This window comes from Streptomyces sp. CA2R106 (assembly GCF_037034245.1).
GTDB lineage: Bacteria > Actinomycetota > Actinomycetes > Streptomycetales > Streptomycetaceae > Actinacidiphila.
In genome coordinates this window covers 1-20745 of sequence record NZ_JBAGKC010000023.1, presented here as the reverse complement: position 1 = coordinate 20745, position 20745 = coordinate 1, and the positions used below count along the sequence as shown (strand labels likewise).

The following is a 20745-nucleotide window of genomic DNA, read 5'->3' as shown; positions in this document are numbered from 1 at the left end:
ATCGGGGGTATAACGGGACAGAAGGGCGGGCATGCGGATGGCCACGGAAGGCGTCGCCGGGGAGATTGTGAAGCCGCACGGGCCGCATGGCTACAGCCATGACAAAGAAGCCCACCTCAAGAGGCTGCGCAGGATCGAGGGCCAGCTGCGCGGGTTGCAGCGGATGGTCGAGGAGGACGTCTACTGCATCGACATCCTCACCCAGGTCTCGGCGAGCACCAAGGGGTTGCAGTCCTTCGCGCTCCAGCTGCTGGAGGAGCACCTGCGGCACTGCGTGGCCGCGGCCGCGGTCGGGGGCGGGCCGGAGATCGACGAGAAGGTCGCCGAGGCGACGGCGGCGATAGCGCGGCTGCTGCGCACCTGAGCACCGCGGCGCGGGGCCCGCGGTGCTCAAGGGGGTCGGGTCCGGGGCGGCCCGGCCGCGGCTGCGCTGCCGCCGTGGCTCGCGCTGCCGCCGGAGGGCCCCTGAGTCCTCCTAGTTCGCCCGGACCGGGCGGACGCGGGCGACGTCCAGCACCTCGTCGATGCGGTCGGCGCTCAACCGCTCCTCGACGGTGGCGGAAGCGGCGATCATCAGCTCGCCGTACAGATCGATCTCGGCCAGTGCCACCGGATCGTCCTGCACCGAGGTCATGAGTGACGGCGCCATACCCGCACCACCTTCGCTACGCGTCCCCATACGCCTGTGAACGGCCGTCATCAAGCGTAGGGACCGTACGCGGCCCGGCGCATGGCACGGATGGACCATTTCCAGCAGGCCCGATCCGGCGGGGCGGGACCTAGGAGGTGGCAGAAACGATCTTTCCGGTCCAGATGTCCGCACTGTTCGGCATGGTGACCGCGACGGGGGTGCCGAAGCCGTCGTAGGTGGTGGTGGCGGTGACGGTCACGCCCGGGTCCTGGCGGGCGGACGGGGTGCTCGCGGCGCCGCCGGACGCCGGTGAGGGGCTCATCGTGAACCGCTGGGTGAGTTTGCGCAGCCGGCCCTGTGTGTCGAGCCAGGCGTCGAAGGGCACCCGGGTCACCGTGAAGCCCTTCGCGGCGGCTCTCAGCGGGCCCCGGACGGCGGTCGGGGCGATCCGGGCGGCTCTGGCGATGTCGGTGGTGCCGCGGAAGTGCCGCACCCGGACGCCTTGCAGCTGCTCGGTGCCGGAGTACGTCACGTCCTCGGCGCCGCGCAGCAGTTCGGCGGCGGCCAGCGGTTCGGTGGCGCCGCCGGTGACCAGGTTCCCGTCGGGCAGGCGGGTGGTGTCCACCCGCACCCACTTGTCGGCGGGGACGCCGGCGCCGCGGTTCTTCATGTAGAGCGCGCCGGGCGTCATCAGCTCGGTGATCGGCTTGTGCTCCTCCTTGCCGACCGCGTCCTTGGGCAGCAGCACCACCAGTTCGCCCTGCCGCCTGGCGTAGTCGAAGCCGCCGGTGCCGGTGATGGTGACCCAGGTGCCGCCGCTGGCCATCCGCATCGCGGTGGCCACCTTGGAACTGCCGGCGCCGACCAGGGTGTCCGCGGCGCTGGTGACCGCGCGGGTCTGGGCGGCGTCCGCGGGGGCCGCGCCGGCGGCGCGGCCGGCGGCCGGGCCGCCGCAGCCGGTGGTCAGCGCCGCCGCGCACGCCAGTGCGGCGACCGCGGCGGCGTGCGGTCCGCCCCGCCCGCGTGTGCCGCGGCGCGGGCGGTGGGGGCCCGTCGCGCCGCCGCCTGCTGTCGCACCCGCCACACCCGTCGTGCCCGCCGCTGGGGTCACCGCTGCCACCATCGCCCGTCCATCCCTGCACCCGCCCCACCGGCTGGGTCTCACCCGGATAACGACGGTCTTGAGCGGGCCGTCACGCCCGTTACGGTTGAGGCGTGTCCGACCCCGGATCGTCCACCACCGCCGCGGGTGCCGCCGGCGGTGGCAGCCGCCATGAGGTGACCGTCGTCGAGCGCGGGTCCTTCGCGTCCGCGCGCTGCTCCTGCGGCTGGAAGGGGCCCGCCCGCCGTGCCCGCGACCGCGCCCGCCGCGACGCCGCGGAGCACTCCGCGTAGGAACGGGGGCACTCCCGGAGGAGCGGGGCCCCGGAGGAACGGGGCACTCCCGGAGGAACGGCGCCCGGGCCGGGGCGCCCCACCCGCCACCGACCGGCACCGACCGCCACCGCCCGCAAAAACCCGCAACCGGCAACGGGGGTGCGGCGTCTTGGGATTCTGAGCGGCACGGGTGCGGGAGAAGGCACCCACCTCCCGCGCCGGAGGGCCTGACGCGAGGGTGGCAACGGTGGAACGCACGGCCCGGTCCGACAGCCCGAACCGGGGCGGCAGCCCCCGCGGACTCGCGCGGCGCACCGCGCTGATGGCGGGCGGCGGAGCGCTGGCGGCGACCGTACTGAGCGGGTGCGACGACGACGGCGGGGACGACGCGAAAGCCCCGTCCGGCACGCCGGGTTCGACGGCCGCCACGTCCGCGACCCCGTTGGCCTCGGCGACCGCCTCCCCGGTGAAGCCGGACTGGCCGGCGCTGGCGAAGTCCCTGGACGGCACCCTCGTCCGCCCGCAGGACAGCGCCTACGAGCTCGACCACCGCCTGTACAACACCCGGTTCGACTCGCTGCGCCCGGCGGCGGTCGCGTACGTCACCGGCGCCGACGACATCCGCACCTGCCTGGACTTCGCCCGCCGCACCGGCACGACCCCGGTGGTCCGCAGCGGCGGCCACTCGTACGCGGGCTGGTCCAGCGGCGACGGCCGCCTGATCGTGGACGTCTCGAAGCTCGACTCGATCCGGCTGGACGGCACCACCGCCACGATCGGCGCGGGCGCGAAGCTCATCGACGTCTACAACACCCTTGCCCAGCAGGGCAGGACGGTGCCGGGCGGCTCCTGCCCGTCAGTGGGCGTCTCCGGGCTCGCACTCGGCGGCGGCCATGGCGTGATGAGCCGATCGATGGGGCTGACCTGCGACAACCTCACCGGTGCGACGCTGATCACCGCCGACGGCCGCAGCCACGAGGTCTCGGCCGACGCCGAACCCGACATCTTCTGGGCGCTGCGCGGCGCCGGCAACGGCAACTTCGGGGTGGTGACGTCCCTGACGTTCGCCACCCACCCGGTGCCCGACGTCGTCACCGGCTACCTGACCTGGCCGTGGAGCCGCGCCGCCGACCTCGTCCGCGGCTGGCAGAGCTGGGGCCCGGACCTGCCGGACCACATCTGGTCCGCGCTCGACCTGAACTGCACGGTCGGCCAGACCCCGACCGTCTCGGTGGCGATGACGTCCACCGGTTCCCGCGACGACCTCGCCGCGGCCGCGGACCGGCTGGCCACCGCGGTCGGCTCCCCCGCCGCCTCGGTCTCGCTGCGGCCGCACACCTACGTCGACGCGATGTTCTCCTACGCCGGCTGCGAGGGCCGCAGCGCCGCCCAGTGCCACCTGGCGCCGGCCGGCAGCCTGGAGCGTGACACATACACCGCGCGCTCGGACTTCTACGACGTGAACCTCCCGGACGGCGGCGTCCAGGCCCTCCTGGCTCAGGTCCAGCAGCTCGCCGGGCGGTCCGGCGGCGGGGCCGGCAGCATCGCCCTCACCGCGCTGGGCGGCGCGGTCAACCGCCCCTCGGCCACCGCCACCGCCTTCGCGCACCGCAGCTCACGCTTCCTCGCCCAGTACCTCGCCTCCCACGCCTTGGCCGACACCACCTGGCTGAACTCCACCCACACCGCGATGCGCCGCTACGCCTCCGGCGGCGCCTACCAGAACTACACCGACCCGTCCCTGTCCGACTGGCGCACCGCCTACTACGGCCCGAACGCCGCCCGCCTCACGGCCCTGAAGAAGCAACTCGACCCCACCCGCCTCTTCGACTTCCCCCAGGCCCTGTGACGGGCCACGGGCGTCGACCGGCCGTCAGGTGAAGCGCCGCCGGGGGCCGTTCAGCGGTTGACGGACTGGATCTCCTGGACCCGGACGTCCTGGTCGAACTCGAAGCTGCCGCCGGGAAGGTTCCCGCCGGTGCCGCCGCTGCCGGTCCAGGTCACCTTCCAGGTGATGGTCGCGCTGAGCGGGAAGGTGCCGCCGTCCGACGAGCGCCGGTAGGTGAGACCGCAGGGCGGAACACCGTTGCCGTCGCTGCTGACGTACGCGGTGCCGATCGAGCCGTCCGCGTTGAGCGGGCAGTCACCGGACGCGGGGTAGAGGTCGGCGTCCGGGGTGCCGGCCTTGAGGTGGAGCCCCTCGGGTGTCGCCGTCGTCGTGGCCCACATGTTCAGCGAGGCCAGCCTGGCGGTGACCGACACCGGTGCGACGTCCCCCTTGTCCAGCCACGCCCAGGTGTTGACGTTCACCGTCTGCACGTGGTCCGCGGCCGGGGAGAGTTGCACCGGGTTCTCCGGGATGCGAATGCGGTCGTAGGCCGACTGCGCGAGGATCTCCGGGGTCACCACCGGGCCTTGGGGGTCGGGCGGGGTGTCGCCGTCGAGCACCCAGTCGTCCTGCTCCTTGAAGCACTTCAGCGAGGCGGGGTCCGCGATCCGGTTCGGATTCACCTGGCCGTTCCACCACATGCCCTTGCCGGCGTTGGCGAGCTCGAAGTCCTTGTGCGGGTGCCCCTTGACGTAGTAGTCCTGCTGGGCCGCGTCCCACGCGTAGCCGGTGGAGTCCTCCGCCCACACCGCCTCCCGCTCCGCCTTCAACTCCGCGGGAGTCGCGGCGGGCGCCTGCCAGCACGCGGGCGGAGTCCACCCGTTGTTCGCCGCGAGCGGGTGCCCCTTGGGCGGTGTCGCCGGGGTGTACGTGACCTCATAGGCGCTGACGGAGGCGTCGATGGAGCCGTCCTTGCTCCCGCCGGTCGTCGTCGTGGTCGTGCGCCGGGCGGACGCCGACCCGCTGCCGACCACGACCAGGGCCACCGCCGCCACCACGCATATCCCTGCTGAGCGACGCCTCAGCGTTTGCATTTCGGCGCCTCCAGCACGGTGATCTTCGACGCCTGCCACACACCGTTCGACGTGTCCTTGAACAGCAGCAGGTTGTACTGGTAGTAGTCGTCGATGCTCGGTGTCGTCACCAGTACCTTCCCCGTCTTGACCTCCTTGCTGTAGCTCTTGCTCTGGTCCTCGCAGAAGCTCAGCGTGGCCGACCCGGCCTGCACGTCGGACACCGTCGCCGAGTAGTAGCGGTCGAGACCCGTGGGGGCCAGATCGTCCTTGATGTTCTGGTTGATCTGGTCGCGGGCGTACGTCAGCGCGTCGTCCCGCGAGTAGAACTGGTACGCGGGGTCCTTCAGGTCGTGGGCCGCCGCGGCACGGTTGTACGCCTTCAGGTACTGCCGACCGCCGTCGAGCACGGCGTCCTTCGTGGCGTCCCCGGTCGAGGGCCAGTCGAACGTCATCGTCAGGTCCTTCGGCAACGCCGTCGACGGCCCCTTCGCCTGGTCGGAGGGTGTCGCCGTCGCCGTCTGCGTCGGGGCGGCAGCGGACGTCGTCGTCCGGTCCGACGAGTCGATCGTCTTCGAGCCCCCCGAGCCGCCGCCGCAGCCCGCGAGCAGTACAGCGGCCGCGGCCAGGGCCGAGGTGACCGCCGCGGTGGGAAGGAAAGAGCGGGTCACGATGGCATCCCCCGTGTGATTCGTCAACGTGCGTGAAGCAAGCGGTCCGACGGTACCGGGGAGGAGCATGTGTCTGGAAGCGGATGGTTCGATCCGTGACGCGCCCGGCACGCGGGCCGGCCGCGGGGGACGGGCCGGGCTACGCCGCGAGGTCCTTGTCGGTGGCGTGGTGGCCGATTTCGCGTGGGTCTAGGCGGCGGGCGGCGGGGGTGGGGCCGGGGGCGGCGCGGACCAGGGGGGCGGCACGGCCGCGGGAGAGCCGGGTGGTGAGCGCGGTCAGCAGTGCGAGCGCGGGCGCGGTCAGCAGCAGGGCGGTCGCGGCGCCGAGCGCGAACCCGCCGACCACGTCGGTCGGGTAGTACGTGCCGACGTAGATGTCGCAGAACCCCTCGGCGAGGGCCGCGAGCAGCGCGATCGCGCCGAACCTGCGGTCCACCGTGAACAGGCCGACCGCGACCGCGGCGATGACCGCGCTGCGCACGCTGACGAAGGAGTAGCCGCCGTCGTGCACCAGCACCCGCAGGCCGTCGTGGTCGACGTAGGGCCGGGGTCTTTGCACCAGGGCCCGGATCGGCAGGTCCAGCAGGGTGGCGGCGCCGGCGGCCAGGCCCGACCACAGCACCCCGGCGACCGCGGCCGGCGCGTCCTCGGCGCGCCGCGCCACCCGCCACCAGCACCACAGGGCCAGCACGAACGCCAGCGCGACCAGGCCGTACCCGCCGATCCACTCGACCGCGCGGTCCACGCCGTGCGGGGTGTGCCCGGACAGGCCGTTGACCTCGCGCAGCAGGCTGACGTCGGGGTTCACAGTGTCGCCTGCGACTTTCGCCATCGGGTCCACCCCTCATCGGGCAACGCACGGAACATGCGTCCACGGTCGGCTCGTGCGCAACCCCCGTCGCTTGCGTCTCGCCCCATTCTCCCCCGTACAACGGCCGGCACACTACGTAGCGTTCCGGTCTTCGCCAGATGATCACCATGCTGTTATGCAAGGGTGACCAGGCAGAACAGTCGTACGAACGGGCGGCCCGGCCGCCGCCGCGGCGCCGCGACGGGCCGTCAGGAGGCGGCTGAGGAGGCGGCCGAGGCGGTGGGCAGCGCCTGCGCCCCACCCTCGGTGACCCGCGTCGCGCCGATGTAGTCGGGCGAGTCGATCGGGTCGAACCGGATCACCGCACCGGTGTGCGGCGCGTCGATCATGTACCCGCCGCCCACGTAGATCCCGACGTGGTGGATGGAGCGCGGGTCGCTCAGATCGTAGGCGAAGAAGACCAGGTCGCCCGGGAGCAGCTCGGCGCGGCTCGGGTGCGGCCCGGCGTTCCACTGGTCGTTGGCCACCCGCGGCAGGGTCACCCCGACCGCGCGGTACGACGCCTGCGTCAGCCCCGAGCAGTCGAACCGCCCGCCCTGCGCCGCCGTGCCCTCGCCGCCCCACAGGTACTTCGTGCCGAGCTTCGACTGCGCGTAGGTGATCGCACCCGCGGCCTGCTGGCTCGGCTGCAACCGGGCGACCGGCGCCGCGAAGCTCTCCGCGAGCGTGCGGATGATCTTCACGTAGTGCTGCGTCTCGGCGTACGGCGGGACGCCGCCGGCCTTGATCACCGCGTAGGCGCCGGCGTTGTAGGAGGCCAGCATGTTGTCGGTGTTGTCACCGGGCACGTTCTTGACGTAGGAGGCCAGCTGGCAGTCGTAACTGGCGGCCGAGGGGATCGCGTCCTGCGGGTCCCACACGTCGGCCTTGCCGTCGCCGTTGGCGTCGATGCCGTGGGTGGCCCAGGTGCCCGGGATGAACTGCGCGATGCCCTGCGCGTCGGCCCCGCTCTGCGCGTGCGCGTTCCAGCCGCTCTCCTGGTACAGCTGCGCGGCCAGCAGCGCCGGGTTGAGCGCCGCGCACAGGTTGCCCCACTTCGCCACGAGCGGCTCGTACTCGGCCGGCACCGCGCCCTGAGCCAGCGTCACCGCCTGGCCGTTCTCGTCGTCGCTCAGCCCCGCCGCGGCCGAGAAGGTGCCCACCACGAGCAGCGCGAGGAACGAAAAGCACAGGCCCAGCGCGATGATGACGACGAGCCAGATCCGGCGCACGAGTCCCCACCCTTCCGGTCCTTGGACGATCCCACGCTCTTCGTTGCCCTAACGTGATGCTCGTGATACACACAGTAGTCGTCTGTATCCCTCGAACACCGGTCCGTTCACCAGTGTGGCTGCTGCGGGGCGGATCACACGGACAATCCGCTGAGAAAGTCGCCCAGTCGACATCCAAGAGCGGAATCCTCCGTCAAGATAGACGATGGCCCCTTGCGCCCCGGCGAGGGAGCCAACTGATCGAGCGGGGTGGTGAGTTACATGTATCTGGCAGCGGCGAAGGGCGACATCAACACCATCATCGGTGGCATCGCCCCGGACTGGGGACCCTTCGGTTCCCTCGGCAACGAAGCGCGTGTGATGGTCGAGGTGGTCATGGCAGTGGCGATCCTGCTGTGCCTGGCCCTGGCCATCTGGGGCGCGGCCAAGCAACGGATCGGCGCGACCGCACTACGCGACACCTTCAGCGCGGAGCAGGGCAAGGGACTGATCATCGCCGGGCTCACCGGCGTGTTCATCATCGGTTCCCTCGGCACGCTGTTCACCATCGTCTACGGCATGGCGATCTAGCCCGTCCGGGCGAAACCGCCGTACCGGCACCCGCGGGTGCCCCTGTTCCCCCCGGAGCCCGTCCCAGGCTCCACCGTTCCGACCGAGGCTGCGTGCTGATGCCCACTCAACCAAGCAGCGCTGTCGTTCCCAGCGACTCGCCCCGCCGTGCCGCGCGCCTCCGCGCCGTGCCCGCGGCGCCCCGGGGGGCGACCGCACGATGAGCCTCGGCCAGGACGGTCCCCCGACCCGGACCCGGTTCCCCGAGGGCCACGGCACGCACGGCCCGGCCGGGCGGCGCCCGCAGCCGCGGCGCGCCCTGGTCACCGTCGTGGGCGTCATCGTCGTGCTCATCGCGGCGCTGGCGTTCGCCACCCGCGGCGGCGGCTCCTCCTCCAGCACCGACGACGCCGGCTCCGGCGGCAGCAGCGGGAGCGGTGGCTCCGCCGCGAAGAGCTCCGCCACCGCCACCGCGCCGACCGGCGAACTGCCCGTCACCGGCTCGTCGAACGGCATCCCGGCCGGCTTCGCCCACACCCAGCAGGGCGCCCAGTCCGCCGCGGCCAACTACGCGGTGGCCCTCGGCGGCGTCGACATGTTCGACACCGCCACCCGGCACCGGATCGTGGCCACCGTGTACGCCCCGTCGGCGACCGCGTCCCTGCAGACGTCACTCGACCAGGCGTACTCCGCGGGCGCGATAAAGGCCCTCGGCCTCAACCCGGACGGCTCCGCGCCCCAGGGCCTGACCCTGGTCTCCCGGACCATCCCGGTCGGCACGAAGACCACCGCGAGCAGCGCGGACGCGGCGACCGTGGAGGTCTGGTGCACCGCGCTGGCCGGCCTGGCCGGCAAGGACTCCACCAAGCCCGTCACCGCCTCCTGGTTCACCATCACCGAGAAGCTGGTGTGGCAGGCGTCGGCCCCGGGCAGGACGGGGTCGGGAGGTTCAGGCGGCTCGGCAGGCTCGGGCGGCGACTGGAAGATCGCCTCGTCCAGCCAGCAGGACGGGCCCGCGCCGGTCAGCGGGGACCAGCAGATCGCCACGGCGGACCAGATCGCGGGTGCCGTACAGCAGTACGGAGGGTTCACCTATGCGCGGTAGCGCCCGCACCCGGCTCCTGCCCCTGTCGGCAGCCGTCGTCGCCGTGCAGACGGTCCTGTGGACCGCCGCGACGCGCGCGATGGCGGACCCCTCGGCCACGCCGACGCCGACCCCGTCCGCCTCGGCGACCAACGACACCTGCAGCCTGCTGTCCGGTCCGACCAAGGACTACTGCAACAGCGGCACCACGCCCGTCTCACCGAAGGGCGACAGCGGCACCAGCAGCCTCGACCCGCTCACCTCCCTCGGCAAGGGCTGCGCCGAAGCCGCCTCCTGGACCATCGACAAGCTGTCCACCGCGGTGACGAAGACCACCGAAGTCGACTTCACCAACACCGAGTTCCTGCGGCAGTACGCCGTCGTGTTCGCCGCCTCCACCATCCTCACCCTGATCCTGTGGCTGCTGGCCGTCGCCAAGCGCGCGGTGCGCGGGGTGCCGATGACCGAGGCGCTCACCGAGGCGGTCGGCTTCCTGTGGCTGACCGTGCTCGCCTCCGCCTTCACCCCGCTGGTGCTCTACACCGTGGTCTCGGCCACGGACGCGGTGACCGACGTGATCTCGTCGGGCACCAAGTCGAACACCGACGTGTTCTTCGGCTCGTTCTCCGGCGCCCTGAAGAAGGGCGACGACATCGGCGGCGGCCCGGTCATGCTGATCGTGGTCTCGCTGGTGTCGGTACTGGCCGCGGGCGTGCTCTGGCTGGAGCTGGTGATCCGCGCCGCGCTGCTGTACGTCGGCGCCCTGCTGGGCACCGCGGTCTACGCGGGCCTGGTGGACAAGAACATGTGGCACCACGTCAGGCGCTGGGCCGGCATCATGATCGCGGTGATCCTGGTGAAGCCGGTGATCGTGATCGTGCTGGGCCTGGCCGGCGCCCTGTCGGGGTCGAAGAACGGCCCGGACTCGTTCTCCGCGGTCGTCTCCGGCCTGGCGATCATCCTGCTGGCGATCTTCGCCAGCGCCATGATCTACCGCTTCGTGCCCGGCTTCGGCGACGACGTGGTCAGCCTGCGCAACAACCGCAAGGCGAGCGGCCAGAGCTCGGCGGCCGCGGTGATCTCCTCGCCGGCCGCGCTGGTCCGCCAGGGCATCACCACGCACAGCGCCCGCGGCGGCCCGCAGGAGCAGGCCCAGGGCGGCGGCCAGCCCGCCAACCCGGTGGCCGGCGGCATGGCCGCGCACAGCACGCGCGGCGGCTCCGGCGGCTCGGGCGGCTCCGGCAGCTCCGGCGGCTCCGGCAGCTCGGGCGGCGGCTCGGGCAGCGGCCCGCTCGGCGGCTCCCCGTACCGGTCCGGCCCCGGCCGCGGACCGGCACCGGGTTCGAACAAAGGCTCTTCCCAAGGAGGTGAGCGCCGATGACGACCCAGCCGTTCGCCCAACCGCGCCGCACATACCTGATCGGCAAGGCGCGCCCCAACGCGATCGTCGGCAAGAACCGCGAGACCGGCGAGATCGCGCTGATCATCGTCGGGGCGGCGCTGGGCATGATGTCCGGCCTGCTCATCCCGGTGCTGCTGCTGCGCATCATCGGCCTGGTCGGCTGGCCGGTACTGGCGCTCGCCGCGGTGTACATGCCCTACCGGCGCCGCACGTTCTACCGCTGGTTCGAGATCAACCGGGCCTACCGCCGCACCCTGCGGGTCTCCCCGACATACCGCTCCTCGGCGCAGGAGGCGGGCACCTCGCTGGACGGCAAGGAGGTCGAGGTCGGGCCGCCGCCGGGCATCGGCCGGATCACCTGGCTGGCCGCGCCGTTCGGGCCGGACGAGATGGCGGTGCTGCTGCACGTCGACCGCCGCACCGTCACCGCGGCGATCGAGATCGAGGGCCCCGGCGTCGGGCTGCGCGACAGCGAGGACCAGGAAGCCCTGGTGGAGCGCTTCGGCACGCTGCTCAAGCACGTGGCCAACGGCGACGGCTTCGTGACGCGTCTTCAGATGCTCGCCCGTACGCTGCCGGCCGACCCCGACGCACACGCCAAGGACGTCGCGCAGCGCGGCGAACCGGACGCCCCGCGCTGGCTCCAGGACTCCTACGACCAGCTCCAGTCGATGGTGTCGACCTCCTCCGAGCAGCACCGCGCCTACCTGGTGGCGTGCATGCACTTCACCCGCGAACTGGCCGCCGAGGGCAACGCGATGGCCCGCGCGACCCCGCACCGTGGTGCCCGGGTGGACAAGGACGCCGGCCTGGCCGCGGTGATGGCGCGCGAGCTCAACGACATCTGCGCCCGCCTCGCCGAGGCCGACATCCGGGTCCGGCAGCCGCTCGGCCAGGCTCGCCTGGCGTCGCTGGTGCACTCGATGTACGACCCGGACCACCCGATCGACCACATCCAGGCGATGACCCGCCGCAACGCGTGGCCGGCCGAACTGGACGCCACCGAGCCGACGTTCCTCCAGGCGAAGACCCGGGAGTCCAGCACCCGCGCGCCCTGGCACCACGCCACCGCGTGGGTCAAGGAGTGGCCGATGACGCCGGTGGGCGTCAACTTCCTCGCGCCGCTGCTGGTGCACACCCCGGACGTGATCCGCACCGTCGCGGTCTGCATGGACCTGGAGCCCACGGACGTCGCGATCGAGCGGATGCTGACGGAGAAGACCAACGACGACGCCGAGGCGAGCCGCGCCGCGAAGATGAACCGGGTGGTCGACCCGCGGGACGTCGCCCACCACGGCCGGATCGACCAGCGCGGCGAGGACCTGGCCAGCGGCGCCGCCGGGGTCAACCTGGTCGGCTACATCACGGTCTCCGCGCGCTCCCCCGAAGCGCTGGCGCGCGACAAGCGCACCATCCGCGCTTCCGCGGGTAAGTCGTATTTGAAGCTCGAATGGTGCGATCGTGAACACCACCGGGCCTTCGTGAACACGTTGCCGTTCGCTACCGGCATCCGCCGCTAGCCCGCCCGGAGGAGGAGGCCACCGATGCCCATGCTGGACCCTCTGGCTGCGATCACCGACGCGTTCACCAGCTTCCTGTTCGGCCGGGTCGAGACCACCCGGCTGCCCGTCCGCACCTCCACCGGCCAGGCGCAGGCGGTCTACCTGCCGACCGCCGCGCCCGGCCTCGGCGACTCCGGTGTGATCATCGGCCGCGAGGTGTACTCCGGGAAGGGGTACATCTACGACCCGTTCCAGCTCTACGGCCAGCAGCTGCCCGCCCCGCACTGGCTGGTGCTCGGCGAGTCCGGCAACGGCAAGTCGGCGCTGGAGAAGACCTACGTGATGCGGCAGCTGCGGTTCAAGGACCGCCAGGTCGTGGTGCTCGACGCGCAGGGCGAGGACGGCGTCGGTGAGTGGAACCTGATCGCGCAGGCCCTGGGCCTGACCCCGATCCGGCTGGACCCGATGGCCGCCCTGGACGGCGGCATCAAGCTCAACCCGCTGGACCCGGCGATCACCGTCACCGGGCAGCTCGCGCTGCTGCGCACCATCATCGAGGTGGCTCTCGGCCGCGGCCTGGACGAGCGGTCCGGCTTCGCGCTGAAGGTCGCGCACAGCTACGTCGCCGAGTCGGTGACGGACCGCCAGCCGATCCTCAACGACATCGTGGAGCGGCTGCGGCACCCGGTGGCGGAGTCCGCCGAGGCGATGAACGTCGACCTGGACGACGTCCGCGCCTGGGGCCTGGACGTGGCGCTGGTGCTGGACCGGCTGGTCGACGGCGACCTGCGCGGCATGTTCGACGGCCCGACGAGCGCCGGCATCGACCTGGACTCGCCGCTGATCGTCTTCGACCTCTCCCACATCGACCGCAACTCCATCGCGATGCCGATCCTGATGGCGATCGTGGGCGTGTGGCTGGAGCACACCTGGATCAGGCCGGACCGGAAGAAGCGCATCTTCCTGGTCGAGGAGGCCTGGCACATCATCAACTCCCCGTTCGTCGCCCAGCTCTTCCAGCGGCTGCTGAAGTTCGGCCGGCGGCTCGGCCTGTCCTTCGTGGCGGTGGTGCACCACCTGTCCGACGTCGTGGACGGCGCCGCCGCCAAGGAGGCGGCGGCGATCCTGAAGATGGCCTCCACCCGCACCATCTACGCCCAGAAAGCCGACGAGGCGAGAGCCACCGGCCGCGTGCTGGGACTGCCGCGCTGGGCGGTGGAGATCATCCCCACCCTCACCCCCGGCATCGCGGTGTGGGACGTCAACGGCAACGTACAGGTGGTCAAGCACCTGATCACCGAGGCCGAACGGCCCCTGGTCTTCACCGACCGGGCGATGACGGAGTCCTCGCAGGACCACCTCGCCGGCATCGAGGCCGAGGCGGAAGCCGAGGCCGAGGCCCGGGCCGAGGCGCACGCGGCGAAGGCCGCCCTCGCCAAGCACCTGGCAGACGACGCGGTGGCGTGAGGTCATGGCGGCCCGAAAGAAGGAGAGCACAGGGGGCCTGCCCGACGGCCTGATCGTCGGGATCATCGGCCTCCTGCTCGGCGTGACCCTGCTGGTGTGGACGGCGACCGGGATCGCCGCGGTGCTCGCCCACGGCTCCTGGCCGCAGGGCGTGCGCTTCACCCGCACCCCCCACGCGATGCGCTTCCTCGTGACGCAGCCGCACGACATGGCCACCGCCTGGCCCCAGGTGCCCCGCGGGCAGCTGCCGGGGGCGCAGCTGTTCTGGTGGGTGCTCGCCGCGCAGATCGCGCTGCTGGTCGTCTTCGTCGTCTGGCTGCTGAACACGGTGGCCCGGCTGCGCGGCAAACGCCCGCCCCGCACCCGGACACCCCGCCGCGCCGCCCGCACCCCGGACCCCGCGCAGGAGGCGTCCGGGTACGACGCCGACGACGCCGAGGACGCTGCCGCCTACGAGGCCGAGGACGAGTACGACGGCGACGCGCTTGCGCCCGGGAAGCAGGGCGGACAGGACGGCGCCGGCCCCGCGGAGGTACCCGCACCGCGCCGCCGCACCGCCCCGCCGTCGTACGCCCGCGGCGGCGACGAGAGCCTGGACGCCTGGTTCCGTACGGTGCCGCGCGCGGTGCCCCCCGGCCCGCCCGGCACCCCTGCCGCCGAGGACGCCCCGACCACGCAGATCCCGCCGGTGCACGCCGAGGGCCTGGTACCCACCGGCGCGGCCACCGCCGCGGCCGGCCCGGCGCCCGGCCCGGCCGCCACCGCACCCCTGGCCGCGCTCGCCGACGGCGAGATCACCCGCACCTACGCGCTGTTCGCCGCGCCGCGCGGCGACAAGGCCAAGCAGGTCGTACAGCCGGCCGTACTGGCCGCCGCCGGCCCGGTGGTGGTGACCACCGCCGACCCCGACACCTACCACCAGACCGCCGGCAACCGGGCGAAGCTCGGCCCCGTGCACGTCTTCGACCCCGCCCACCTGGTGGACGTGCCCGGCCGGCTGCGGTGGGCACCGCACGGCGGCTGCGAACGGCCCGACACCGCCCGCACCCGCGCGGCCGCGCTGCTCGCCCCGCTGCGCACCGCCCGCGCCGACGAGGCGATCGTGCACGACGCCGCCGTGACGCTCCTGCGCTGCTGGCTGCACGCGGCCGCCGTGGACGGCCGGCCGTTCCGCCAGGTGCAGCGGTGGTCTGCGGGCGGGTCGAGCGCCGGTGAGGCGGTCCGTGTGCTGCGCAGCGACCGCGCCGCCGCCTCGGGTTGGAGCGGCGAACTGGAGTCGGTGCTGCACGCCCACCCCGAACGCCGGGACGCCGCCCAGGCGTTGATCCGGCGCGCCCTGGAACCGCTGAACTCGGTGCACATCCGCGACGCCTGCACCCCCGCCAAGTCCGGCGGCCTCGACCTGGAGTCGTTCACCGCCGAACGGGGAACGCTCTACGTGGTGGGTGAACGGATCGAGGACCCGCGTTCCCATCCGGGTGCGATGCCCCTGCTGACCGCACTCGTCTCCAGCGTGGTCGAGCACGGCCGGCGCATGGCCGGAAGGTCACCCGCCGGTCGGCTCGACCCACCAATGACGTTCGTCCTCGACGACGTCGCGGCACTCGCCCCGGTCCCCGAACTTCCCGTGCTCCTCGCCGAGGGCCGCGCCGCCGGGCTGCCGACCCTCGCGGTACTGCGCTCGCCCGAACAGGGCACCGCCCGCTGGCGGTCACCGCTGTGGCAGCAGGCCGACATGCGGCTCGCGCTCGGCGACGCCACCGCCGAGGCACTCCCGCCCACCGTCCCGGACGCCGTCCGCATCCACTGACCGGGGCCGCCCGGCCGCCGCTTCAGCCCCGCGGCGCGGGCGGCGGGCCCACCGACTCGCGCAGCACCAGGTGCGTCCCCAGCAGGTGGCGGCTCTGCACCGGCACCCGGGGCCCACCTCCCGGCACCAGCACCGCCTTCTCCGCGAGCGCCAACCGCACCGACTCCCGGCCCAGTTCGTACGACGGGATGTTCACCGTGGTCAGCGGCGGGTTGAGGTCCTGCGCCAGGCCGTCGTTGTTGTAGCCGACGACCGAGACGTCCCCCGGGGTGCGCAGACCGTACTCGCGCAGCGCCGCCATCGCGCCCGCCGCCACATGGTCGTCACCGGCGAAGACCGCGGTGAACTCCGGGCGCCCGCCGCAGTCCGCGAGAAGCTGCCGCATCGCCGCGTGGCCGTCCGCGCGGCGCAGCCCCACCCCGGCGATCCGCTCGGCGGCCGCCCCTGCGCCATGGTCGGCCAGCGCCCGCCGGTAGCCGCTGATCCGCTGCTCGATGGTGGAGTGCCCCGGCAGCGCGCCCAGGAAGAGGATGTCGCGGTGCCCGGCCGACAGCAGATGGCTGACCACCGCGTACGCGCCGGCCTCGTTGTCGTACTCCACCACCAGCACCGGCATGTCGGGGCTGGGCGCCGACCGCCCGCACAGCACCAGCCGGGAGCCGGCCGCGGCCAGGCTGTGCGCGTACTGCGCCAGGCGCGCCCGGTAGCGCTCGTCCTCAACGACACCGCCGACCAGCACCACGAACTCCGCGCGCTGCTCGCGCATCATCTGGAGCAGCGCCAGCTCGCGTGCCTCGTCCCCGCCGTGGCTGCACACCAGGCACAGCCGGCCGCGGGCCGCGGCCTCCTGCTCCACGCCCTGCGCGATACCGGTGTAGAAGGCGCTGTCCACCGAGGAGACGACCACCGCGATGGTCTTCGGGCCGGTGCCGGCCAGCGCCCGGGCCCGGCCGTCGATGACGTAGTCGAGGTCCTTCACCGCCCGCAGCACCTTCGCGCGGGCCGCGGCCGACGTGGGGTGGTTTCCGGCCAGCACACGGGAGACGGTCGCGACGGACACCCCCGCACGATCGGCGACGTCCCGGATGGTGCTCCGACCGCTGCCCCGACCCGCCCGGCCGCCCGGCCCCGGCCCCGGGTCCAGCTCCGGCCCTGATGAACGCTCCGCCATCTCCGCCATCCGCAGTCCGCAGTCCCGTCGCAGCCGCCCGCACGCCCACCGCGCCGCCGCCCAGCGTACTGGTGCCGCGACGACCGGCGGATACCCGGCATCCCGGGCTCTTGATCTAACCGGTTACGGCCCGGCCGCGGGCGGCCGCACCGGCACATCGGGCCCGCGGCAGGCCCGTACCGTGGCCGAATTCCGCGCCTGACCCGCAGGATACCGCCGCCACGGCGCCCCCGGGCACGATGGCGCCGTTGACCGCCCCCCGGGCGGCGACCTAGGCTTCGCGTCAGACGCGGTAACCGGTTACACGCGACTCGGGACAGCGGGCAGCCGACCGCGGCCGCCACGGGGGACACCGCGCGGACCCGCCCGGACCAGCTCGGACCCGGCAGGCACCGTGCACGCACCCCCGGCCGCACGGACGCGGACAGGCAGCACCACCACGACCACCACACGCAGGGAGCAGACATGGCGGAGCGGCCGAAGCTGGTGCTGGCGATGCGGCCCGACATCGTGGACCTGGTCCTGCCCACCGCTCTGCGCGCCCGGCTCGAGGCGCTCGCCGACGTCCACCCCGGCACGGTCACCGACCCGACCGCCCCCGAGGCCGCCGACGCGCTGGCCGGCGCCCGGCTGCTGCTGACCGGTTGGGGCTGCCCGGTGCTCGACACCGCGACGCTCGACCGCATGCCGCGGCTGGCCGCCGCCATCCACGCGGCGGGCAGCGTGCGCCACCACGCCACCCCGGAGGTCTGGGCACGCGGCATCGCCGTCTCCTCGGCCGCCGACGCCAACGCCGCACCGGTCGTGGAGTACACCATGGCCACGATCTGGCTCGCCTCCCACCGCGCGCTCGGCACCGCCGCCGGCTACGTCGCGGGACTCGAACCCGCGATGCGCCTGCGGCAGGGCGCCGACGGCGCGACCGTCGGCGTGATCGGCGCCTCGCGGATCGGACGCGGCGTCATCGCCCGCCTGACCGCCGCCGCGGCGGGCTTCCGGGTCCTGCTGGCCGACCCCTACGTCAGCGCCGAGGAGGCCGAGGCCCTCGGCACCACGCTCGTCGACCTCGACGACCTGTGCCGGCGCAGCGACATCGTCACCGTGCACGCGCCCGACCTCCCCGAGACCCGGCACCTGCTCAACGCGGAACGCCTCGCCCTGCTCCGGGACGGCGCGACCGTCATCAACAGCGCGCGGGGCCGGCTCGTGGACACCGACGCGCTCACCCACGAGTGCGGCAGCGGACGGATCGACGCCTACATCGACGTCACCGACCCCGAGCCGCTGCCCGTCGGCCACCCGCTGCTCTCCCTGCGGAACGTCCTGATCACCCCGCACATCGCCGGCTGCCAGGGCAGCGAGGTCCAACGGCTCGGCGCCTACGCGGTCGACGAGGTGGAGCGCTGGATCAAGGGGGAGCCGCTGCGCGGGGGCGTGCAGGCCGCGGACCTCACGCGGATCGCGTGAGGTCCGCGAGAGATCCGCGTGAGCGCAGGGTCGGCGGGTGGGACGTTGCGACCGTAGCGCCGGCGGACAGCGGGCGGCCGGCCACGGCGATGCTGTGGCCGGCCGCCCGGTTCAGCCCCTGCGGGTCACCGCCCGGGGCCTGCCGCGTACGGGACGCGTCCTACTCGCCGCCCCCGCCGGAGCCACCACCGTCACCACCGCCGGAACCGCCGCCGGAGCCCCCTCCGTCGCCACCACCGCCGTCGCCTCCGCTGCCGGAGCCGCCGCCGTAGCCACCGGAACCGCCGCCGTCGCCGCCCCCACCGTCGCCTCCGCCGTAACCACCGTCGGAGCCGCCGCCGTAGCCGCCGGACGCGGAAGAACCGCCGTCGCTGCCTCCGTAGCCGCCGTCGCCGCCGTAGCCGCCATCGGAGGAGCCGCCATCGCCGGCGGAGGCCGAAGCGCCGCCATCGGAGGAGCCGCCATCGGACGAAGCTCCGTCGGCGGAGGCTCCGTCCGCGGACGCGCCGCTGTCCCCGGCGGCCCCGGCATCGCCTGCATCGCCTGCGGCCTCGGAAGAGCCGTCGTCTCCGGCCGGGCTGCCCGCGTCCGCGGACGCGGTGTCCGAGGAGCCGTCGTCGCCGGGTGCCGACGCGGCAGCCGCGTCTCCCGCCGGAGCCGCCGGCGCGGCAGGCGCGGCAGGCGCGGCAGGCGCGGAGTCGGCGGGCGCTGAGGCCGGTGCCGAGTCGGCGGGCGCCGAATCCGCAGGGGCGGCCGGGGCCGCGGGCGCCGCGTCGGCAGGAGCCGAGGTCGACGTCGTGGTGGCGCCCCACGGCGATCCGATCATCGCTCCGGGGGTGCCGGCTATCGCCCCGCTGTAGGCGCTGGCCGACACGCTGGTTCCGGGCGGACCGGAGATGCTGGCGGGTGCCGTACCGGGCGCCTGGGCGGTCGCCGTACCGCCGTCGGGCGCGGAGGCCGTCGCCGAGGAGACCCCGCCGTACGGACTGCCGATCCCCGTGGACGTGGCCGAGGTCGGCCCCGAGGGACTGCTCGCGGACGCCTGCGCCTGGCTGCCGCCCGCCTCGGTGCCGGCGGAGGACGTACCAGCTGCCGAGGTGCTCGCGGACGCGCCGCTCACCCCGACCCCGGCCTTGCCCGCGCTGCCCAGCGGCCCCGCGGCGGTGCTCGCGGAGGTGTTGCCGTCGGCGCTGGACGCGGCAGCGGAGGAACCGACCGAGCCGGACTCGGAGTTGGCGCCCGAGAAGCCGCCGCCCTTCGTACTGGCGGAGGCGGCGGTGCCGTTGCCGCTGGCCCCGCTCGTCGCACTCGCGCTCTGCCCGCCGCCGGACGCCTCGGAGGACGACGAACCGGTGCCGGTCGCGGCGTTGGAGTTCGCCCCGGACCCGGGACCGCTCGCCGTGGCGTCGCCGGTCGACAGCCCGCCGCTCGGGCCGGCCTTCGAGGCGCCCGCACCGGCCGAGTTCGTGCCCCCGCCGTACGACGACGCCCCGGCGCCGGTCTTCCCGTCGCCGACGCTCATACCGGCCGACGCCGGAGCACCGTTGGAGCTGTTGCCGAAGGCGCCGCCGATGCCGATCGCCCCGGACTGCGGGCCGCCACCGGTACCGCCGAGCCCCGCCTGCCCGCTGCTGTCACTCCCGTACGAACCCGCGCGCGCCCCGCCGTTCGCACCGGGCGGGTCGGCGAGGGCGCCGCCCGTCAGGTGCAGGACACCGACCACGGACGCCACCGTCAGGATCGACGCGCGCCGCAGCACCTTCCCGCTCACGCGCGCCCGTCCGGTCCTCCGTGCCGCCGACCCACCCTCCGCGTCCTTCTCCGCACCGACGGCCTGCGGAGGACGCTCCTCACCCTCTAACGCTCTCTCGGACGACGCATCAGTACCCATGCGCAGCCTCCCTGTTGTGGACGCGTGCAACACGCGTCAGCTCGGCAACCGGAGCCCAAGTGACCGGTCACATGACCACCATTCCGCACCGTCAACCCCGCCGCAATGGTGCAGTAGCTGCTGTCACAAACCCGTGGCAGCACAGGAGAACGGCGCCGGCAGGTGACCGTACAGAACGCGGTTGCCGGGAGACCGGAGCGGAAACCGCACGCGGACCGAACGTGCAAGGAACTCCGAGGGACCGCTGCTCAGGGCCGGTCGAGTGCCAACTCGTACTCGATGTAGGCCTCGTCCACCGGTGAGCGCATCGTCCGCCCGGTCCGGGCGAAGCCGTGCCGGCGGTAGAACGCCTCGGCTCGCGGGTTCTTCTCGTGCACCCACAGGTGCAGCCGATCGGTCCGCTGCCAGCCCCACTCCAGGGCGGCCGCCAGCAACCGGTCGGCGAGCCCGGTACCCCGCTCCTCGGGCACCAGGTAGACCGCGTTCACGCTGAAGTAGCCGGGACGCTCCTCGACCACCACGGTCATCCCGACCCAGCGCCCGTCACGTACGGCGGCGAACTGCTGCGAGCCGGCCCCGGCCGCCCGCTTCCGCCACCGTTCGTCGCCCATCGCCGACTCCTCGGCGTACGTCCTCGCGAACGCCACCGGAGCCACCGGGTCCTGGAGTGCCGCCAACCGCAACTCCCGGCTCTGCTCCCACTCGTCCGGCCGCGCGGGCCGTATCACGTATCCCATGGT

At 73.5% G+C, this 20745-nt stretch carries 19 protein-coding genes; 10 read left to right on the top strand and 9 right to left on the bottom strand.

Annotation, left to right across the window (positions count from 1 at the left end; genetic code table 11):
• Positions 1-31 precede the first annotated feature (31 nt).
• Positions 32-364: a metal-sensitive transcriptional regulator gene (locus WA788_RS26185; RefSeq protein ID WP_335981213.1), complete on the top strand. Its 333-nt coding sequence runs from the start codon at positions 32-34 to the stop codon at positions 362-364.
• Positions 365-475: 111 nt separating this feature from the next.
• On the opposite strand, the gene WA788_RS26180 is transcribed toward WA788_RS26185, so the two are convergent.
• Together WA788_RS26180 and WA788_RS26175 are read right to left on the bottom strand one after the other, a co-directional pair.
• Entirely contained in the window at positions 476-649 is a 174-nt protein-coding gene (locus WA788_RS26180; protein ID WP_335981212.1) for a hypothetical protein, read from the bottom strand.
• A 130-nt stretch (positions 650-779) separates the two neighbouring features.
• The gene (locus tag WA788_RS26175) at positions 780-1742 is read right to left on the bottom strand and encodes a hypothetical protein (protein ID WP_335981210.1); all 963 of its coding nucleotides are present in this window, start codon (positions 1740-1742) and stop codon (positions 780-782) included.
• Between the two features lie 104 nt (positions 1743-1846).
• Between WA788_RS26175 and WA788_RS26170 the strand changes: the two genes are divergently transcribed.
• Positions 1847-2026, top strand: a complete 180-nt coding sequence (locus WA788_RS26170; RefSeq protein WP_335981209.1) for a hypothetical protein — start codon at positions 1847-1849, stop codon at positions 2024-2026.
• A gap of 304 nt (positions 2027-2330) precedes the next feature.
• A complete protein-coding gene (locus WA788_RS26165; protein WP_335981397.1) occupies positions 2331-3857 on the top strand; it encodes an FAD-binding oxidoreductase in 1527 nt (508 codons plus the stop codon).
• 50 nt (positions 3858-3907) lie between these two features.
• On the opposite strand, the gene WA788_RS26160 is transcribed toward WA788_RS26165, so the two are convergent.
• The 4 genes from WA788_RS26160 to WA788_RS26145 all read right to left on the bottom strand — a co-directional run bounded on the left by WA788_RS26160 (position 3908) and on the right by WA788_RS26145 (position 7662).
• Positions 3908-4891 carry a hypothetical protein gene (locus tag WA788_RS26160; protein WP_335981208.1) on the bottom strand — a complete coding sequence of 328 codons (984 nt, stop codon included), beginning with the start codon at positions 4889-4891 and terminating at the stop codon, positions 3908-3910.
• Between the two features lie 26 nt (positions 4892-4917).
• Positions 4918-5580 (bottom strand): hypothetical protein, encoded by a 663-nt coding sequence (locus WA788_RS26155; RefSeq protein WP_335981207.1) that lies wholly within the window; start codon positions 5578-5580, stop codon positions 4918-4920.
• Positions 5581-5719: 139 nt separating this feature from the next.
• On the bottom strand, positions 5720-6412 hold the full coding sequence (locus WA788_RS26150) for a phosphatase PAP2 family protein (RefSeq protein WP_335981206.1): 693 nt from the start codon (positions 6410-6412) through the stop codon (positions 5720-5722).
• Positions 6413-6639: 227 nt separating this feature from the next.
• Positions 6640-7662 (bottom strand): bifunctional lytic transglycosylase/C40 family peptidase, encoded by a 1023-nt coding sequence (locus WA788_RS26145; RefSeq protein ID WP_335981205.1) that lies wholly within the window; start codon positions 7660-7662, stop codon positions 6640-6642.
• 261 nt (positions 7663-7923) lie between these two features.
• Here WA788_RS26145 and WA788_RS26140 point away from each other — a divergent pair, with 261 nt between their 5' ends.
• The 6 genes from WA788_RS26140 to WA788_RS26115 all read left to right on the top strand — a co-directional run bounded on the left by WA788_RS26140 (position 7924) and on the right by WA788_RS26115 (position 15476).
• Positions 7924-8232, top strand: a complete 309-nt coding sequence (locus tag WA788_RS26140) for a hypothetical protein (RefSeq protein WP_202238823.1) — start codon at positions 7924-7926, stop codon at positions 8230-8232.
• Between the two features lie 199 nt (positions 8233-8431).
• The gene (locus tag WA788_RS26135) at positions 8432-9316 is read left to right on the top strand and encodes a hypothetical protein (RefSeq protein WP_335981204.1); all 885 of its coding nucleotides are present in this window, start codon (positions 8432-8434) and stop codon (positions 9314-9316) included.
• Complete coding sequence (locus WA788_RS26130; RefSeq protein WP_335981203.1) at positions 9306-10676, top strand: hypothetical protein; 1371 nt, start codon at positions 9306-9308, stop codon at positions 10674-10676. Before WA788_RS26135 ends, WA788_RS26130 begins: the two co-directional genes overlap by 11 nt.
• Positions 10673-12217, top strand: a complete 1545-nt coding sequence (locus WA788_RS26125) for an SCO6880 family protein (protein WP_335981202.1) — start codon at positions 10673-10675, stop codon at positions 12215-12217. The genes WA788_RS26130 and WA788_RS26125 overlap by 4 nt, the downstream gene beginning before the upstream one ends.
• 30 nt (positions 12218-12247) lie before the next feature.
• Positions 12248-13666, top strand: coding sequence for an ATP-binding protein (locus WA788_RS26120; RefSeq protein WP_335981200.1), 1419 nt, complete (start codon positions 12248-12250; stop codon positions 13664-13666).
• Between the two features lie 4 nt (positions 13667-13670).
• Entirely contained in the window at positions 13671-15476 is a 1806-nt protein-coding gene (locus tag WA788_RS26115; RefSeq protein ID WP_335981199.1) for a type IV secretory system conjugative DNA transfer family protein, read from the top strand.
• 22 nt (positions 15477-15498) lie between these two features.
• Here WA788_RS26115 and WA788_RS26110 read toward each other — a convergent pair whose 3' ends face one another.
• Positions 15499-16647: a LacI family DNA-binding transcriptional regulator gene (locus WA788_RS26110; RefSeq protein WP_335981395.1), complete on the bottom strand. Its 1149-nt coding sequence runs from the start codon at positions 16645-16647 to the stop codon at positions 15499-15501.
• A gap of 465 nt (positions 16648-17112) precedes the next feature.
• Here WA788_RS26110 and WA788_RS26105 point away from each other — a divergent pair, with 465 nt between their 5' ends.
• A complete protein-coding gene (locus tag WA788_RS26105) occupies positions 17113-18114 on the top strand; it encodes a hydroxyacid dehydrogenase (RefSeq protein WP_335981197.1) in 1002 nt (333 codons plus the stop codon).
• A gap of 160 nt (positions 18115-18274) precedes the next feature.
• Here the strand turns inward: WA788_RS26105 and WA788_RS26100 are convergent, their stop codons facing one another.
• Both WA788_RS26100 and WA788_RS26095 read right to left on the bottom strand, forming a co-directional pair.
• Entirely contained in the window at positions 18275-19885 is a 1611-nt protein-coding gene (locus WA788_RS26100) for a hypothetical protein (protein WP_335981196.1), read from the bottom strand.
• A 368-nt stretch (positions 19886-20253) separates the two neighbouring features.
• Positions 20254-20745 (bottom strand): GNAT family N-acetyltransferase (locus tag WA788_RS26095; RefSeq protein WP_335981195.1); only part of this gene is annotated, 492 nt, incomplete at its 5' end.

What these genes read in the sequence shown, in the direction of transcription:
- WA788_RS26185 (WP_335981213.1), top strand. Translation starts at nt 32, where the DNA reads ATGCGGATGGCCACGGAAGGCGTCGCCGGGGAGATTGTGAAGCCGCAC.
- WA788_RS26180 (WP_335981212.1), bottom strand. Translation starts at nt 649, where the DNA reads ATGGCGCCGTCACTCATGACCTCGGTGCAGGACGATCCGGTGGCACTG.
- WA788_RS26165 (WP_335981397.1), top strand. Translation starts at nt 2,331, where the DNA reads ATGGCGGGCGGCGGAGCGCTGGCGGCGACCGTACTGAGCGGGTGCGAC.
- WA788_RS26150 (WP_335981206.1), bottom strand. Translation starts at nt 6,412, where the DNA reads ATGGCGAAAGTCGCAGGCGACACTGTGAACCCCGACGTCAGCCTGCTG.
- WA788_RS26140 (WP_202238823.1), top strand. Translation starts at nt 7,924, where the DNA reads ATGTATCTGGCAGCGGCGAAGGGCGACATCAACACCATCATCGGTGGC.
- WA788_RS26135 (WP_335981204.1), top strand. Translation starts at nt 8,432, where the DNA reads ATGAGCCTCGGCCAGGACGGTCCCCCGACCCGGACCCGGTTCCCCGAG.
- WA788_RS26130 (WP_335981203.1), top strand. Translation starts at nt 9,306, where the DNA reads ATGCGCGGTAGCGCCCGCACCCGGCTCCTGCCCCTGTCGGCAGCCGTC.
- WA788_RS26125 (WP_335981202.1), top strand. Translation starts at nt 10,673, where the DNA reads ATGACGACCCAGCCGTTCGCCCAACCGCGCCGCACATACCTGATCGGC.
- WA788_RS26120 (WP_335981200.1), top strand. Translation starts at nt 12,248, where the DNA reads ATGCTGGACCCTCTGGCTGCGATCACCGACGCGTTCACCAGCTTCCTG.
- WA788_RS26115 (WP_335981199.1), top strand. Translation starts at nt 13,671, where the DNA reads ATGGCGGCCCGAAAGAAGGAGAGCACAGGGGGCCTGCCCGACGGCCTG.
- WA788_RS26110 (WP_335981395.1), bottom strand. Translation starts at nt 16,647, where the DNA reads ATGGCGGAGCGTTCATCAGGGCCGGAGCTGGACCCGGGGCCGGGGCCG.
- WA788_RS26105 (WP_335981197.1), top strand. Translation starts at nt 17,113, where the DNA reads ATGGCGGAGCGGCCGAAGCTGGTGCTGGCGATGCGGCCCGACATCGTG.